The organism is Senegalimassilia sp., assembly GCF_977052095.1.
This window is the reverse complement of the sequence record NZ_CDRSTZ010000012.1, coordinates 1-17395: the sequence shown is the minus strand read 5'-3', so window position 1 is coordinate 17395 and position 17395 is coordinate 1. Positions and strand designations below refer to the sequence as shown.

At 63.1% G+C, this 17395-nt stretch carries 15 protein-coding genes; 1 reads left to right on the top strand and 14 read right to left on the bottom strand.

The features are described from left to right. Positions 1-36 precede the first annotated feature (36 nt). Complete coding sequence (gene murJ / locus ACWI6D_RS03870) at positions 37-1722, bottom strand: murein biosynthesis integral membrane protein MurJ (RefSeq protein WP_449133717.1); 1686 nt, start codon at positions 1720-1722, stop codon at positions 37-39. 64 nt (positions 1723-1786) lie between these two features. Between murJ and ACWI6D_RS03865 the strand changes: the two genes are divergently transcribed. Then, positions 1787-2671 (top strand): NAD(+)/NADH kinase, encoded by an 885-nt coding sequence (locus ACWI6D_RS03865; protein WP_303251380.1) that lies wholly within the window; start codon positions 1787-1789, stop codon positions 2669-2671. A 172-nt stretch (positions 2672-2843) separates the two neighbouring features. On the opposite strand, the gene ACWI6D_RS03860 is transcribed toward ACWI6D_RS03865, so the two are convergent. The 13 genes from ACWI6D_RS03860 to rpsJ form a co-directional block, all read right to left on the bottom strand. Beyond that, positions 2844-3521, bottom strand: a complete 678-nt coding sequence (locus ACWI6D_RS03860) for a flavin reductase (RefSeq protein ID WP_449133716.1) — start codon at positions 3519-3521, stop codon at positions 2844-2846. A 208-nt stretch (positions 3522-3729) separates the two neighbouring features. Next, on the bottom strand, positions 3730-4947 hold the full coding sequence (locus ACWI6D_RS03855; protein WP_449133715.1) for a murein hydrolase activator EnvC family protein: 1218 nt from the start codon (positions 4945-4947) through the stop codon (positions 3730-3732). 108 nt (positions 4948-5055) lie between these two features. Then, on the bottom strand, positions 5056-6924 hold the full coding sequence (asnB, locus tag ACWI6D_RS03850) for an asparagine synthase (glutamine-hydrolyzing) (RefSeq protein ID WP_449133714.1): 1869 nt from the start codon (positions 6922-6924) through the stop codon (positions 5056-5058). Between the two features lie 18 nt (positions 6925-6942). Then, on the bottom strand, positions 6943-7677 hold the full coding sequence (locus ACWI6D_RS03845; protein ID WP_161566576.1) for an aspartate/glutamate racemase family protein: 735 nt from the start codon (positions 7675-7677) through the stop codon (positions 6943-6945). Positions 7678-7700: 23 nt separating this feature from the next. After that, on the bottom strand, positions 7701-8939 hold the full coding sequence (locus ACWI6D_RS03840) for a carboxylate--amine ligase (protein WP_449133713.1): 1239 nt from the start codon (positions 8937-8939) through the stop codon (positions 7701-7703). Positions 8940-9025: 86 nt separating this feature from the next. After that, positions 9026-9499: a 50S ribosomal protein L31 gene (gene rpmE, locus ACWI6D_RS03835; protein WP_302718017.1), complete on the bottom strand. Its 474-nt coding sequence runs from the start codon at positions 9497-9499 to the stop codon at positions 9026-9028. A 279-nt stretch (positions 9500-9778) separates the two neighbouring features. Further along, positions 9779-11101, bottom strand: a complete 1323-nt coding sequence (locus tag ACWI6D_RS03830; protein ID WP_449133712.1) for a trigger factor — start codon at positions 11099-11101, stop codon at positions 9779-9781. Positions 11102-11371: 270 nt separating this feature from the next. Further along, entirely contained in the window at positions 11372-14665 is a 3294-nt protein-coding gene (locus ACWI6D_RS03825) for an FtsX-like permease family protein (RefSeq protein ID WP_449133711.1), read from the bottom strand. A gap of 3 nt (positions 14666-14668) precedes the next feature. Further along, a complete protein-coding gene (locus tag ACWI6D_RS03820) occupies positions 14669-15370 on the bottom strand; it encodes an ABC transporter ATP-binding protein (protein ID WP_129423080.1) in 702 nt (233 codons plus the stop codon). Positions 15371-15482: 112 nt separating this feature from the next. Beyond that, positions 15483-15770 (bottom strand): 50S ribosomal protein L23, encoded by a 288-nt coding sequence (gene rplW, locus ACWI6D_RS03815; protein WP_129423081.1) that lies wholly within the window; start codon positions 15768-15770, stop codon positions 15483-15485. Continuing rightward, the gene (rplD, locus tag ACWI6D_RS03810) at positions 15770-16396 is read right to left on the bottom strand and encodes a 50S ribosomal protein L4 (protein WP_129423082.1); all 627 of its coding nucleotides are present in this window, start codon (positions 16394-16396) and stop codon (positions 15770-15772) included. The genes rplW and rplD overlap by 1 nt, the downstream gene beginning before the upstream one ends. A 31-nt stretch (positions 16397-16427) precedes the next feature. Continuing rightward, entirely contained in the window at positions 16428-17048 is a 621-nt protein-coding gene (gene rplC / locus ACWI6D_RS03805; RefSeq protein ID WP_129423083.1) for a 50S ribosomal protein L3, read from the bottom strand. 13 nt (positions 17049-17061) lie between these two features. Continuing rightward, the gene (gene rpsJ, locus ACWI6D_RS03800) at positions 17062-17370 is read right to left on the bottom strand and encodes a 30S ribosomal protein S10 (RefSeq protein WP_042433704.1); all 309 of its coding nucleotides are present in this window, start codon (positions 17368-17370) and stop codon (positions 17062-17064) included. Between the last annotated feature and the right edge of the window lie 25 nt (positions 17371-17395).

Below are 17395 nucleotides of genomic sequence, written 5' to 3'. Positions count from 1 at the left end.
GCCCGCGAGGGCGTTTCCTTTTCATCGAGCGACGGCCTACCGGCCCAGCTTGCCGGATACTTTGCGGATGAGGGCGTTCACGAAGGCGGCTTCGGAGACGTTGAGTTTGCAGGCGGGCACGAATGTGACGGCAAGCGCCACCAGGCCACCAGCCACCACGTAGGCAAACGCCTGGCCGATCGAGCCGGACAGCGGCGCTACGAACGCCTGCAGCGCCCACAGCACGCCCGCACCCGCCAGAGCGCCTGCGCCGCCAAGCACCAGCGCGCACAGTACAGCACGCGCTGTCGAACGCAGCCCCAGCCTGCCCATGGTGCGGCGCAGGTACGCGAAGACGCACACGTCGCCCACCAGGTAGAACACCGTCTCGGCAACGGCAATGCTTTCGATGGGGAACACATCGGGGCGCGAGGCGGCAATCATGGTCAGCACCACCTGCGCAGCGCCGGCCACGAAATTGAAGCCCGCGAACACGTGCATCTTGCGCATGGAGCTGCAGATCTTCTGCAGATACGTGTTGATGGCGTAAAACGGCAAGCCCACGGCAAACACCGCCAGAAACGACGCGATGGTGTGCACGCTGTCAAGCGAGAACGCGCCGGCGTGATACAACATGACCAGCGGCAAGCTGAAAACGGCCAGGTACAGCGCGAACGGAATCATGAAGAACAGAATCTGGTTCGTGCCGCCCACGATGCCGCGCTTCATGCCCTCGACGTTGCCGTCGGCCTGCATGTCGGCAAGCTCCGTGAACATGGTTGTGGTGATGGGCACGGCCAAAAACGAGTACGGCAGCGTGAACCACAGGCGCGCGTAGGCAAGCACGCTTGGGCCGTTGTCGGCGAACGCGTACGACGCGGCGTTCTCCACGGACACCACCGCGAACGAGCAGATCATCACCAGCACGGCGGGAATGCCGATACCCAGCGTCTCGCGCAGCGCCGGATCGCGCAGGTCGATGCGTGGACGAATGCGGATGCCGTTGCGCTTGAGCGCCGGCAGCTGGATGGCCATCTGCACAAACACGCCCAGCGGATTGCCGATGGCAATGACGTACAGCGCCAGCTCCGGGTTGCTAGGCGCGATAAGCGCGTATCCCAGAAACGTGATGATGACGATGGCGTTGTTCGCAACAGGTGCAATGGCCGACCACAAGTAATCGCGATTGGCATTGAGTAACCCCGACACAATGGCCGAACATCCGTAGAACACAATTTGGATGGCGAAGAACTGGAAGAAGAACACCGCCTGCGTCATCTGCGACTGGTCGGAGTAGAAGCTTTGCGTGTAAATGACCAACGACGGGAACGCCATGCAGAACAGCGACAGCAACCCCAGCAGCACCACGACAATGGTGAGCAGGTTTGACGCGTACTCGTTGCCGGCCTGCTGCCCCAGGCGCTTTTTCACCGAAACGTACACCGGCAGAAACGCGGTGACCAACATGCCGCCGACCACCAGTTCGTACAGCATGTTCGGCAGGTTGTTCGCCACCTGGTACGAGCTGGAAAGCAGCGTAGAGCCCAGCGCGAAGGCCATAGCCCACGTGCGTACGAAGCCCGTGATGCGCGAAACGATGGTGCAGATGCTGATAAGGGCGGCGTTTCCGCCGATTGAGGCCGTGGAACCTTCCTGCTGGGGGACTTGCGAAGATTCGCTTGCCGGGGACGCGGACTCAGCAGCCGAGCGTGTGTGTCGAGCTCGTGCGAGCTTATCTGACATGAACGTGCGCTTTCTCGTGTTGGATATAATGGCTCATCATAGCAAACCCGGAAAGAGGCCCCGCATGCACATCCTCATCGTGCGTAATAACTCCAACTCGCAGGCGCAAGACGCATCGCTTTTGCTGGTAACGTACCTGGCCACGCAAGGAATCGACTACACCGTGGTCGACTCGTCGAAGTTGGCAAGCCCCCTGGCCGCACCCGAGCTTTCCGCGCTGTTCGACCACGGCGTGGACATGGCGGTTGCCCTTGGCGGCGACGGCACCATCCTGCGCACGGCGCGCCAGGTGGGATTTCACGGCACGCCCATCCTGGGCATCAACTACGGACGACTGGGCTTTCTAGCCAATCCGAACGAGTCAGGCGTCATGGAGCCGCTGACAGCCGCGCTTGCAGGCGACGCCACCGAAGAGGCGCGCGCGAACCTGTCCATCCACGTGGTATGCGAAGGCGAAGCGGACCCGTTCAACGATGTTGAAGGAGACGACGCCGATGAACCGCGCGAGTTCTTCGCGCTGAACGAAGTGGCCGTGACGCGCGGGGCGAACGGTCGCATCATCGACTTCGGGCTGGACGTATCAGGGTCGCACCTGGCCACGATGCGCGGCGACGGGCTGGTGGTGGCAAGCGCCACCGGTTCGACGGCCTATGCGCTTTCGGCCGGCGGACCTTTGGTGGCGCCCGGCTTCACGGGCTTGGTGGCCGTGCCCATCGCGCCGCACACGCTGCATTCGCGCGCCGTGGTAACAAGCCCGTCCGACGTCATAGAGATGGACTTGTCCGAAAACGCTGACGGCCGCGACGCCACGCTGTTCATCGACGGCGAATTGGTGGAGCTTGACCGACCGCTTCGCCGCCTGTACGTGCGCCGCGGGCCCGTTGCCACCACCCTGCTGCGCTACAAAGACGAAGGCTTCTACAATCACGCCGCGAAAGTATTCTTCTAGATGGTTCCGCTTGCCTGACGGCAAGCGGATTTACTCGCCGCTGCACAAGGCCCCAGGCACGCCGCCTTGCCCCTTGCGCAGCATACGGCGCGTACCAAAGTACGCTTGATGCTGCGGCGGGGCAATTCAACGCACCTGAGGCCCGATCGCTGACGTTATTTAACCTGCGATTTTACAGTTCCACGCGCTCGAAGAATTCCTTGCCGACGCCGCAGATGGGGCACACGAAATCGTCGGGCAGCTCATCGACGTATTCCATGTGGCCGCAGATGGTGCAGCGCCAGGCAACCTTCGGCGCAGCGCCTGCGCCGCTTGCCGCAGCAGCCGGTGCGGGCGCCTCTTCGCCCAAATAGCTGGAAGCCTTCGGCGGGGTTTTACCGCCCTTGACCTGGTGATAGAACGCATACGTCATGGCTTCGGCCGCGCCTTCGACCTTGTGTGCCTCGTCCACTTCGCCGATGAACAGCACATGCGTGCCCAGGTCCAACTCGGTAACCACCTTCGCAGAGAACGTGGCGCACACCTGCTCGGCCACATAGGGCATGCCAGCCGCATCGCGCGCGCTGGCGTGCTGCGCGAACTTGTCGAGCTCGGTTGACGTGTGGAACCCGAATGTGCCGATAAGCTCCATGGTGGCGTCCTCGGACAGGCACGATGCCGTGAAACGGCCCGCCTCGCGCACGGCCGCCATGGTGGCGTTTTCCTTGTTCAGCGCAACGCTCACCTGCATGGGCGAAGACGTGACCTGCGCGAACGTGTTCACCACGCAGCCGAAATCGCGGTTTTGGGCGTGCGCGCCGATAACGTACATGCCGTAGCTTAGGCTGTGGAACGCGGATTTGTCGATCATCAGATGCCCCCTGTCTTTTCGAATTATGCTCTTAATAATACTTATTCTTAATAATGGAATCAAGCCGCTGTAGCGCCTGCGGCCTTCTTTACCCATTGTGCGGTCGAATACCGCCGTGCAACGGTACCGTTGACGAACCGTTGCACGCCCGCCGACCAGCCAATGAGCGCGCAGCACAAAAAAAAGGCGGCCCGAAGCCGCCTTTTCGCTAGAAGCTGTAGTAGTTGCGCGGATTGACCGGCGAACCGTTGATTTCGATCTGGAAGTGCAAGTGCGGGCCGGTTGACAAGCCCGTGGTGCCCACGTAGCCGATAACGTCGCCGGCGTTGACGGCTTGCCCCACCGTTGCCGCCGTTTGGCTTTGGTGCATGTAGATGGTGCGCATGCCGTTGCCGTGCGAGACGATGACGGCGTTGCCGCCCGTGCCGTACCAGCCCACGTACGTGACCGTGCCCGGGCCGGCCGCCAAGATAGGCGCGCCCGACGCGGCGCCAAGGTCGATGCCGTTGTGCGAACCGGTGATGGGCGAATAACCGAACTCGCAGGTGACGCCGTAGTAGCTTGGGCACGGATTCACCCAACCGCCGATGGCGGACGCGCCGCCACCGCCACCGGTGTAGCTGTTGCCGCTATCCGAATAGCTGCCGCCGCCCGAATAATCATCGATGCCGGCCGATGCCGAATAGCTGGCAGCCACGCGCGCGGCCTCTTCCTCGCGCTGCTTCGCCTCTTCGGCCGACAAGCGCACGGACTCTTCCTGGCCTTGCAGCAAGGCGACTTCCTCCGTCACCTTCGCAAGCTCGGTTTCCATGGTGGATTTCGTGGCCTCGATCTCGTCTTTGGCGGCCTGGGCTGCCGTCATCTCGTCAGCCGCAATCTGCGACTGCTCCTCGAAGCTTGCCTGGGCCTCGGCCGCTTCCGTGCGAACCTGCTTCGATTCGTCGATCAGGTTGGCGTCCTGCTGCGCGATGCGCTGCAGCGTGTCCCACATGTTCACGAAATCGTCGAACGACGACACGCCCATGAGCACGCCCAGAAACGACATGCTGCCGCCGGATTTGTACATGTCCACGGCGCGCCCGCCAAGGCGCTCCTGCAGCTGCGCCGTGCGATCATCGGCAGCCTCTTTGCGTTGCCGGGCGTCGTCGGCAGCGGCCTGCGCCTCGTCATGCTGCTGCATGGCGGTGTTGTAACGCTGCTGCGCGTCGTTGAGGTTCGTTTGCAGCCCGTCAATCTTCTGGGCAAGCGTATCGGCTTCGGCCTGCTTGGCCACCGAGGACGCAGCCAGCTCATCGGCCTGCGCCGTAAGGTCGTCGGACTCGGCCGCGAACGCCGTGTTCGCGCCCGCTACCGGCACAAACGCCAGCGACGCAGCAACGACGACGGACAGGGAAAAACGGGAAACCCGTTGCGTGAGATCAAGCATACACACACCTTTGCGTGGTTTGAGAAAGCTATGGGTACAAAGTTGCCATTCAACTATAGCAAAAGGGGCCCGAAGGCCCCTATGCGCTCCAAACCTATTCCATGGGAACTACGCGCGGCACTGCGCGCGCTCGCCTTCGCCGAAGAACTCCTCGTACCAAACGATGAACGTGTAGAACGACCAGATCTTCTGCATGTTCGACACGCGCCCGGACTTGTGCTCGTCAAGCAGCTCCACCAGCTTTTCCGGCACGAAGAACTCCTGCGCCACCGGGCCTTCGAACGCGTCTTTCACGCGATTATAGAACTTGTCGTCGCGCAGCCACACGGCCAACGGCGAGGGGAAGCCGAGCTTCTCCTTGTTGTACACGCGCTCGGGCAGATGGCGGGCCGCTGCGCGGCGCAGCGCCACTTTCGACTCGTCGTTGGCCACGCGGTAGCGCGCCGGAATGGTAAGGGCTAGCTCAAGCACCTCGCGGTCCAAAAACGGTACGCGCAGCTCAAGCGAGTGCGCCATGGACATGCGGTCGGCCTTCAGCAAGATGTCGAACGCCATCCACGTTTGCATGTCGACGTACTGCAGCTGCGACACGGCGTCAAGGCCAGCCACGTGGTCAAAGTAGGGCTTGGAGCCCTCCTGCGGCGTGGGGCCTGTGATCTTGTCGCGCAGGTACTGCTGGCGGTCCTCGTTTTCAAACACGTAGTCGGCTCGGCTGAAGCGCTCCCACGGCTCCATGGCGCCGTGCGTGAGGAAGTGCTTGCCCTTCACCGCCGGCAGCGCGCCGGCAACGGCGCCCGCAACCTTGCGCACGCCGCGCGGAACGCGCTCGCAGTAGCGGCCCAAGTGGTCTTCGGCCAGGTAGTTCGGGTAGCCGCCGAACAGCTCGTCCGCACCTTCGCCCGAAAGCACCACCTTCACGTGCTTCGCCGCATTTTCGGCCAGGAAGTACAGCGGGTTTTCAGCCGGGTTCGGCAACGGCTCGTCCATGTAGTACTGGATGTCGGGCATGGCGTCGAAGAAGTCGTCGGCCGAAATCTTGTTCGCGATGTTTTCCACGCCCAGCTCCTCCGAGAAGCTTTGCGCATACGACAACTCGCTGTACTGCTCCTCCTCGTAGCCTACGGAGAACGTGCGGATGTTCGTACCGGCCGAATACGCGCGCTCCACCGCGTAGCTGGAGTCGACGCCCGACGACAGGAAGCCGCCCACCTCGACGTCGGCGATCATATGCGCGTCCACCGACTTCGTGAACACGTCCTCGATGCGGTCGGCCCACTGCTCAAGCGTCAGGCTTTCGTCGGGCTTGAACGTGTAGTCGTAGTAGCGCTCGGTCACGAAGCTGTCGGCCGTCCACTCGAACCAGCTGCCGGGCATAAGCTTGAACACGTCGCGGAACAGCGTCTTGTTATCGGGCAGGTATTCGTAGGACAGGTAGTCGGGGATGCGTTCGCGCACCACGGACTTCTTGAACGCCGGATGGTCCAGGAAGCTTTTGATCTCGGAGCCAAACAGGAACGTGGAGCCGGCACGGTAGTAGTAATACGGCTTGATGCCGAAAATGTCGCGCGCGCCGAACAGCTTCTTTTCGCGCTTGTCCCAGATGGCAAACGCGAACATGCCGCGCAGGCGGTCGAGCACGCCGCGGCCCCACTGCTCGAAGCCATGCAGGATGGTTTCGGTGTCACTATGCGTGGCGAACACGTGACCAGCGGCCACCAGTTCCTCGCGCAGCTCTTGATAGTTGTAGATTTCGCCGTTGAACACGATGACGAGGTTGCCGTCTTCGTTGAACATGGGCTGGCGGCCGCCTTCAAGGTCGATGATGGACAGGCGGCGGTGCGCAAGCGCCACGTCGTCATCGACGTAGTACGTGGCGTCGTCGGGCCCGCGATGGCGGATGCGATCGCCCATCAGCTCGATGACGCGCTGGGCGTCGATGCCGGGGGTGTTGTTGATGAAACCGGTGAAACCGCACATGGTTTGAAAGCTCCCTTGCTATCGTTTCGAAACGGCCGCTGCAAGATCTTTTGCCGGTGCGCCGCACTCCTGCACGCAGCGCCACGCCAGCACGTCGAGCGCGTCGATGACGGTCATGCCCATGACGTGCACGGGGGCGCCGATGCACGACAGCTCCGTGCACCCAAGCACGATGCCGTCGCAACCGCGCTCCAAAAAGCCCGCGCACACCACCTGGAACCGATCGAAGTCGACGGGGCGGCCCGCCTTCACCTCGTCGTAGATGATGCTCATGACGATGCGCTGGGCAGCTTCGGAAGGCTGTTCGAAGCCAAGCCCTTCGCGGGCGAACGCGTCCTGGTACACGCCGGCGGCAAGCGCGCCGTCGGTGGCCATGACGCCGACGCGCGTGCAGCCGAGGCTTTTCGCGAACGCGGCCGTTTCGCGCGGCATGTGCAGAAACGACGCGCGCTCAAGCACGCCGGAGATTTCGTCGTAGCGCGAATGGGCCGTATTGCACGGCGTGCACACCACTTCGCAACCTGCCTGCTCCAAATCGCGCGCAGCCTGCTGCATGACCGGGATAAACGAGGGGGCGCCGGACCGTCCGAGCAGATACGCCGTGCGATCGGGTATCTGCGGGCGGTTCAAGATGGTGATGTCTAGGTGGTCCTGGTCGCGCGCCACGTCCGTCAGCTCCACGATGCGCTGGAACAGCCGAACGGTTGCCGCCGGGCCAAGACCGCCGATGATGCCGAGTTTGCGCGTATCCACGCGCCCCCCTTCCCGCACAGACGCTAGTCGTCTATGCCGCGGTGGCCGAAGCACGCCGCATATTGCTTGCGATAATTCCGCTGGTTGACCTGGTAGCTAATCCAGCGGGCCAGCGACTTGTCCTGCGGGCTCCAGTACGACGTGCGCACCTTCCCCGCGCGGATGAGCCGCTCGGCGCGTGCCAAGGCTTCGGGATCGGAAACGTAGGTGCGGATGACGTCGAGCGGGATCATGGTCCACAGCACTTCGTCGTCAAGCGTGGCGACGTCAAGCGGCCTATCTTCGCCGTACACCACGTCGCGCACCAGGTAGCGCGCCAGATTCTTGTTCGAAGCCGTGGTGAAATAACTTGAACGGCCCTGGCGCGGGTTGATCTCGAACAGCTTGAACGAGCCGTCGCGCTTATCGTACTTCAAATCGAAGTTCGAGAATCCTACGTAGCCTATCTCTTCAAGGAAACCCTTGATTCGCTCGTTGATGTCGGCGTTGTAACCCGTCATGATGGCGCCGTAGCTGCCGATGCCCTCGGGCGTGTGCTCTTCAAGCAGCACGTCGCCAAGCGCCATCATCTTCACCTTGCCGTGGCTGTCCGAGTAGCAGTTCATCACGCGCATGCACGTGTCGTCGCCCGGCACGAAATCCTGCACGATCATGGCGTCGCGGTACGTGGACGTTTCCGAGTACACGCCCGCCAGGATGCGGCGCATCTCGTCGGCGTTCTGCACGACGAACACCTTCTTCTTGCCCGGGTAGTCGCAGTTCCAGTACGCAACGCTGTTCGAGGGCTTCACCACCACAGGGTATTCGAACGGCGGCTCGAAGCCGGCGGCCGTCACGGGCGTGACCTCGCACGTTTTCGGGAATTCAAGGCCGAACTTCACGCACGTGTCGTAGAAGCGCTCCTTCGTGGACAGCAGCGCGAACTGGTCGGGCGACATGATGTTGAAGCGATACGCGTCGCGCAGCTTGTCCTGGTTGCGCACGAGCATCTTCGTGTAGTTGTCGCCGCACGGCACCAGCACCAGCGTTTGCCCCTTGTGGGCGGCCGCGTAGTCAAGCAGCGTGCGCGTGAACACGTCGTCGTCCTCAAGGTCAGGCTCGGTGACGTCGAACGTCAGGATCTTGCTGTGCTGGCAGATGTGGAACGCGCCCTTGCCGATGGCGCGCGAAGCGGTTCCGAATTCTTCGTAAAACGAACGTGCCATGCCGTACGCGTTGGCGTCACCGCCAAGCAAAACGGGCAGGAAATCGTTTGTTGCCACGTGAATACCTCTTTAATCGGTTGATAATCGAACGAGAGCCCGGAAAACCGGGCTCTCGTTACACAGTCGCTATTGCGTGAGGTGCGCTATTCGGCAGCGTTCTCGACCAGGGCGTCGACAGCAGCCTCGTCGGCAGCGGTAGCCTCGGGAGCGGCTTCGGCCTCAGCAGCGGCAGCGGTAGCAGCCTCGAGCTCGGCAGCCTTCTCAGCCTCGGCAGCAGCCTTCTTGGCGAACTCCTCAGCACGCTTGGCCTTAGCGGCGGCCTTAGCCTCGCGCTCGGCCTTCTTGGCGGCCTCGAGCTCGGCAGCCTTAGCGGCGCGCTCGGCCTTCTTGGCGGCCTCGCGAGCAGCCACCTGCTCCTTAGCGGCGCCGAACTTGTCGGCGAAGCGCTGGACGCGTCCGCCGGTGTCGACGAAGCGCTGCTGGCCGGTGTAGAACGGATGGCACACGTTGCAGATGTCGATCTTCAGCTCAGGCTTCGTCGAACGAGTGGTGAACGTGTTGCCGCAGCTGCACTTGACGGTGCACTCCACGTACTCCGGATGGATTCCTTGTTTCATAGTCTGGTACTCCTTTTACCGTGCCTTGGTTTCCGACCAAGGCGGAAGACAAGCCTTTGCATAATAACACCGAACGCCGCGCCCGGCCAGAGCCAAGCGCGGCGTTCACAGGTTCTACGCTATTGCAACGGTTGTGGAATGCGAGCGAAGAAAGCTCCGCTCTCCCCCCTGCGTCTGCCCAACCTTCGAAGCCTGGCGGCATCGGGCGATTCCTACCATTTGTCAACAGAAAGCGGGACAAAGGGACTGTCCCTTTGTCAACTGTCCCGCTTACGCGCATTATTCGGCCTTCGGAGCCTCTTCGGCGGCAGGCGCGGGCTGCTGGCCTTCGACGACGACGTTGGCGTGCTCGAGCAGCCAGCGGTTCGCCTTCAGGCGGCCGGCCGTTTCGCGCAGCACGAAGCCCTGGCCGTTGCCCTCCATCTGGCGACGCACGGTGGTGGGGTCGGCGGGGTTCATGGCGCGGCATGCGGCCAGGATGTCCTCGTCGGTAAGGTCCATGTTCTCGTGGCGGAACAGCGCGTCAAGCGAGTAGCCCTGCACGAGCATCTGGCGCGCCTGCACCATGAGCATCATGCTGAACTGCTGGATGCCGCCCTGCATGGCCACGAACTCGTCGAACTGCACTCCCTGCTGCGCCAGCGAGCCCTTCACGTTCTGCATGAGCGTCTCGCGCATGGCCTCGTAGACCTCGTCGTCGATCTTGCCCGTAAAGCGGCTGCCCAGCTCGTCGGCGGCCAGGGACAGCTGCATCTCACGGTACTGCGCTTGCTGCTCGGCAAGCAGGCTTTCGCGGATGGAACCGCGCAGCGCGGCGGCGTCGCGCACCATGGGGATGTTCTTCGTCACCCATTCGTCGGTAAGCTCGGGCACTTCCTTGCACTGGCACTCCAGCACGGTGACGGTGCACTCGATGGGCTCGGCGCCCTCTTCAGCGCCCGGCACGTCAAAGCTGAACGTCTTCGTGTCGCCCTCGGTCATGCCGATGAGGTTCTTCTCGAAGCCTTCGGGCAGAAGGTTCATGCCCATGATGTACGTGCGGCCCTCGGTGGACAGGTGCTTGTGCGGCTGGCCGCCCTGCGTGGCCTCCACCTTGATGCGCGCGGCGTCGTTCTCGCCAAGCGGATGCGGGTCGCAGCGCACGTACGTGGCGTAGCTTTCGAGCACCTGGCGCACCTGCTGGTCGACCTGCGCCTCGTCGAACTTGAACGCCGGCACGGTGATGGTGACCGGGTCGTAGCTGGTCAGCTCGTACTCGGGCTTCGGCGTGACGCGCAGCTTGAACTCGAACGTTTCGCCGCGCTTGATCATGTTGCCCTCAAGGATGGGCTTGGGCGGATAGGCCGGGCACAGGTTGCGCTTGTCCACGGCGAACGGCACCAGGTAGTCGACGGCAAGCTGCTGCGACACCATGTCCAGGTTCACGATGCCAAGCTCTTCCTCGGCCACCTTCTCGGGCGTCTGGCCCGGGCCGACCTGCACGCCCATGTTCGCCAAAAACGAGTAGTGGGCCACGTTGAACGCCTGCGCCACCTCGGCCGTGGCGGCCACGGCCGTCAGCTCGTAGCGGCCGTCAGCAAGCTTCTTTTCGGTAACCTTCATTGGGAATCCCCTTCTGATTGTAAAAACGCACTGAGCGGTATTGTAACGCAAGCGCGCGAAGCGCAACGCGGGCCTTTCGAGCGGCATGCAAGCGTGCGGGGCGCGCACAGCCCGATGCGCGCGGCCCACCCCATGCGCACGCCTGGCGCGGCGAAGGCGGTTCGCGGCCTGCCGCACGTCTGGCCGCCTGGCTCGCGCACGCACACTGCAACGCGCGTGCCAGGCGGATCCTGCCGCGCTCAGGGTGCAGGGCATTCCGCGCGCCCCTCCCTATTCGTTGGACTTCAGGCTTTCCACCATGTCGATGCGGCGCAGCTTCTTGCGCATGGCCACCGCCACGATAAGCGAGAACAGCAGCGTGAGCGCGAACGCGATGACGAAGCTGGCGGCGTGGATGTCGCGGCCGAACATGACCTGGTCCACTTCGGCCGTGGTGATGACGAAGCCCTCCATGACGACGCCGAGCAGCATGCCCACCACGGCGCCGATGACGGAAAGCAGCATGGTTTCGCGGAAGATGTAGGCGTCCACTTCGCGCGGCGTGAAGCCGAGCACCTTGAGCGTGGCGATTTCGCGGGCGCGCTCGGTGATGTTGATGTTCGTGAGGTTATACAGCACCACGAACGCCAGCAGCGCCGCGGCCACCACCAGCACCACCACCACGCTGTCGACCGTTTTCAGCATGGTGCGGTAGCTGTCGATCGTCTCGTCGTTGTACGTGACCGTTTTCACGTCGTCAAGCGCCAGCGTATCGTCCGAAAACGCATCGCGGTCGGCGCCGTCGGGCAGGCTGGCATACACGGTGGAGAAAGAAGGCTCCTGCCCCATCATGTCCCGATACACCTGCGCCGTGACGTACACGTACTGGCTGACGTAGTTCTCCATGATGCCGGCAACGCGCACGTCGTGCGGCTGTCCCACCAGGTTGCCGATGTCGTCCTCGTCGTACAGCTGCACGGTATCGCCCACGGACACGCCAAGCTGGCTCGCCAGCTTCTCGCTGATGATGGCCCCTTCGCCGTCAAGCTGTAGCGGCGTTTGGCCCACGCGCGTGCGCATGGTGACGAACTGCTGCAGCGCTGCGGCGTCTTGGGCCACCACGAACTCCACGCGGTGCTCGGTGCCCGTGTCGGGCGCGCAGGCGATCTTATTGCCCGTGGACACCCACGTGAACGCGTCGGTTTCGCCGCCCACCGCCGCGGCCAGGTTGTCCTTGTCATCCTGGCTAGCTTCAGAGTCCATGCGCACGATGGTGTTGAAGTGGTAGATCTCGCCGTACTGCTTATCGATGATGTCGTTGATGGCGTTTTGCAGGCCCAAACCCGTCAGCAGCAGCGCCGTGCAACCCGCAATGCCCACGGTTGCCATGAAGAAGCGCCGCTTGTAGCGGAACAAGTTGCGCGCCGTGACCTTCCAGCTAAACGACATGCGGCGCCACAGCGGACGGATGCGCTCAAGCAGGATGCGCTTGCCCGCTTTCGGCGCGCGCGGCAGCATCAGCGACGCGGGGCCTTCGCGCAGCGTGGCCGCCGCCGCGAACCACGTGGCCGCCACGGTGATGCCCACGCCCAGGCCGGCCGCCGCAGCCGCGATGCCCGGGTCGATGGGCGTCGGCGCGCACGGCACCTGGTACATGATGGAGTACGCCTTCATGATGAACCACGGCAAGAACTGGCTGAGCAGCGCGATGCCCACCACGGCGCCGGCGCCTGAAGCCACCACGGCGTAGATGAGGTATTTCGACGTGATGCGCGCGCCCGAATAGCCCAGCGCTTTGAACGTGCCGATGAGCACGCGCTCCTCTTCGACCATGCGCGTCATGGTGGTCAGCGAAACCAGGGCTGCCACCAGGAAGAACATGAACGGGAACACCTGGGCTATCTGGTCGATGCGCCCGGCATCGGAGCGGAAGCTTTCAGCGCCAAGGTTCTTCGTGCGGTCAAGCACGTACACGCTGGCGTCTTTGTCGGCGATGGCGTCGATGTCGGCCTGCGCGCTTGCCAGCTTCGCTTCGGCGTCGGTGAACTGGGCCTGCGCATCGGCGCGGCGCTCGTCAAGCTGCGCTTGGCCATCCTGATATTCCGCCAGGCCGCTTTCGTATTCTGCGACGCCCTGCTCATAGCTTTGCTGGCCCGCCGCGTATTGCTGGCGGCCCGAGGCCAGCTGCGCCGCGGCGGCGTCAAGCTGCTGCTGCGCGCTATCGAGCTGGGCTTGAGCGGCAGACAACTGGGCCTGCGCTTGGGCGCGTTGGGCGTCAAGTTCGGCCTGCCCGGCGGCCAGCTGGTCAGGGACGCCGGCCGTTTGCGCATCGATAAGCGCGATGGCCGCCTCAAACAGCGCGGCCCCCGCGGCCACCAGCGCGGCGCGCGCCAGCTCAAGCTGCACTTCCAGCTGGCCGCGCTGCGCCATGGCGGCGTTGTACTGCGTCTGGGCTTCGTCAAGCTGCGCCTGGGCCTGCGCCAGCGATTGCTGCGCTTGCGCACGCTGGGCGTCAAGCTGCTGCTGGCCGCTTTCCTGCTGCGCACGCCCATCGGCCAGCTGCTGCGCGCCCGCGTCAAGCTGGGCCTGGCTGCTGGAAAGCTGCGCAGCGGCGCTGGACAGCTGGGCCGCCGCATCGTCTAGCTGCCCGCGAGCATCGTCTAGCTGAGCCTGCGCATCGTCAAGTTGGGCTTCGGCATCGCGCTTCTGGTCCTCGAACTCGGCGCGCTTGTCGTCAAGTTCGCGCTGCGCGGTTTCCTGCAACCCCGCGATACGGGACGCGGACAAGCCGCCTGCGATGTCGTTCAGGCGCTGCTGCACCTCGTCGACGCATTGCTGATAGGCGTCGCTTGGCCACTGCTGGTCCTTCGCGCCGTCAACGGTGACGAACGCTTCCGTATAAGGGTAATCAGCACTGAACGCGCCGGGCGCCACGTACACGTACGACGTCAGCTCACCCGAACCCAGCGATGTCGAGCCCGTGTTCGTGGAGCACGTGTAGTACGACGAGCGCACGAACCCGGTGACGGTGAAGCGCTTCACGGCGAACACGTCGTCAAGATCGGCAGTGCCCTCGATAAGCTCGACGGTGTCGCCGATGCGCACGTCGTTCGACCACACGGTGTCGGCGGACAGCAGGCATTCGCTATCCGTTTCAGGCCACGTACCTGAAACCAGGATGGGGCGGTTGATGTAGTCGTTATCGGAAGATTGCACGTGCAGCCCGTCGTCGCACGTACTTGCGCGCGCGGCGTCTATATCAAGCGAGTGGTAGCGCAGCGTGTACTGCACGCCGTCCACCGACGAGATGGCGTCCGCCTCGTAAGCCGGCATGACGCCCGACACGCCGCCGACCGCGCGAACCTGATCGATTTCGGTATCCGTCAGGCCCAGCGAGCCCACCACGCGCACATCGCACAGATTCGTGGCGTCGTAGTACTGCTCGCCCGCCAGGCGCATGTCGGGCCCTGTCATGCGCAGGCCGGCATAGAACCCGCAGCCAAGCGCTGCCATCACGGCGATGGCCAGAAAGCGCCCCCACGATTTCGTGATGGAGCGCAGCACCTCTTTCGAAAACGCGCGCATGCCTCACCACTCCAGCGTTTCGGCCGAAGCGGGATGCGGATTCACCTGCATGCTGGCCACCCGGCCTTCGCGCACGTGAATGACGCGGTCGGCGATGGCGGCGAATGCGGAATTGTGCGTGATGAGCACCACCGTCTTCCCCGTGTTGAGGCACGTGTCTTGCAGAAGCTTCAAGATGGCCTTGCCCGTTTTGAAGTCGAGCGCGCCGGTGGGTTCGTCGGCCAGCAGCAGCTTGGGGTTTTTCGCCAACGCGCGCGCAATGGCTACGCGCTGCTGTTCGCCACCGGAAAGCTGCGCCGGGAAGTTGTCCATGCGGTGCGCCAGGCCCACCTGCGCAAGCACTTCGGCCGCGTCAAGCGGGTGCGGGCAGATCTGGCTTGCCAGCTCAACGTTCTCAAGCGCCGTGAGGTTTTGCACCAGGTTATAGAACTGGAACACGAATCCAATGTCCAGGCGGCGGTACTGCGTCAGCTGCTTCTCGTTGAACGTGCTGATTTCGCGCCCGTCAAGCACGATAGACCCCGAGGTGCACGAGTCCATGCCGCCGAGCATGTTCAGCAGCGTGGTTTTGCCGGCACCCGAAGGCCCTACCACCACCACGAACTCGCCGCGTTCGCACGAAAACGTCATGCCGTCGGCGGCGGCCACCTCGACCTCGCCCATCTTGTAGACCTTGCGCACATCATTGAATTCTACGAACGCCATGGCACCCACCCGTTCATTCGCCAGCTGTGTTTGTACCTGATTATACAAAAAAGCGCCCCGGGGGTTCCGGGACGCTTATCAAGTTAAGCGTAAAGCTTCAGGCAACGGCAGCTTAGTTAGCGCCGAACAGCTCAATGGTATCGCCTTCCTTGAGCGTGACCATAGCCTTCTTCCAGGTACGGGTCAGACCCTTCTGGTAGCGAACGCGCTTCGGCTTCGGCTTGACGTTAAGGGTGTTCACCTTGACCACGGAGACGTTGAAGATGGCCTCGATAGCCTGGCGGATCTCAACCTTGTTGGAGTCCTTGGCCACCTCGAAGGTGTACACGTTGTTCTCCATCTGGTCGTAGCTGTGCTCCGTCACGATAGGACGGATGATGACCTCGCGGGGATCCTTCATTATGCGAGCACCTCCTCGATGCGCTTCAGGGCCTCGGCGGTAAACACCAGCTGCTTGTTGTCGAGCAGCTCGTAGGTGTTGGCCTCGGCGACGGGCAGAACGTTGACCTTTTCCAGGTTGCGGAAGGACAGCCACGTGGTGACGTCTTCGTTGCCGATGACGAGCGTGGTGCGCTGGCCCTCAAAGCCCATGGCCTGGATGAACGCCTTGGCGTCCTTCGTGCGGGGTTTCTCGAAGTTGAAGCCGTCCACCACGGTGAACTGGCCGTCGGCCAGCTTCGCGGACAGAGCGGAGCGCATGGCCAGCTTGACTTCCTTGTTGTTCACGCGGAAGGCGTAGCTGCGGGGATGCGGACCGAACACGGTGCCGCCGCCGCGCCACTGAGGGGAGCGGATGGAGCCCTGGCGGGCACGACCGGTGCCCTTCTGGCGCCACGGCTTCTTGCCGCCACCGCGGACGTTGCCGCGGGTAAGGGTGTTGCTGGTGCCGGCACGCCAAGACGCACGCTGAGCGCGCACAACCTGGTGCATGACGGGCACGTTCGGCTCGATGCCGAACACGGAAGCGGAAAGCTCGGCGTCGCCGGCCTTCTTACCGCTTGCGTCCTTGATCTCGATAGTCGTCATGGTAGTAGAAACTCCTTATAGATAGTCCAGGTTACGCCATGCGCACGCGCACGATGCCGTTCTTGCCGCCGGGGATGGCGCCCTTGACCAGGATCAGGTTCTGCTCCTCGTCGACGCGCATGACGGTCAGGTTCTTCACGGTAACCGTGTCGCAGCCCATGTGACCAGGCATGCGCAGGCCCTTCAGCACGCGGGAAGGCGTGGCGCACATGCCCACGGAACCGGGAGCACGATGGAAGTGAGCACCATGGCCACCCGGACCACCGGCGAAGCCGTAACGCTTCATAACGCCGGCGAAGCCCTTACCCTTGGAAGTACCGGTGACGTCGACCTTCTTCACGTCGGCAAAAGCCGCCACGGTCTGCTGGTCGCCCGGCTTGTACTCGGCAGCGTCCTCGACGCGAACCTCACGCAGATAGCGGGTCGGCTCGACGCCCTGCTTGGCGAAATGGCCGCCCATGGGCTTGTTAACCTTCTTCGCCTTGATGGCGCCAAAGCCCAGCTGCACAGCCTCGTAGCCGTCGGTGGCCTTCGTCTTGACCTGGCACACCGTGTTCGGCTCGGCCTGGATCACGGTCACGGGGATGAGCTTGTCCTCCTCGTTGAAGATCTGGGTCATGCCGATTTTCTTACCATAAATTGCGTTAATCATTCGTTGACACCCCTTACAGCTTGATCTCGATGTCGACGCCGGCAGGGAGATCCAGACGCATCAGGGAGTCCACCGTGTTCGGGGTGGGCTCGAGGATGTCGATCAGGCGCTTGTGAGTGCGCATCTCGAACTGCTCGCGCGAATCCTTGTCCACATGGGGGCCCTTGACGACGGTGAACAGGTTGCGCTCCGTCGGCAGCGGGATGGGACCGGACACCTTAGCACCCGTCTTCTGAGCGGTATCGACGATGAGCTTCGTGGACTGGTCCACGATCTCATGATCGTATCCCTTGAGGCGGATGCGAATCTTCTGATTAGCCACTTTCATTTCCTCCGTTAAGCTTTCG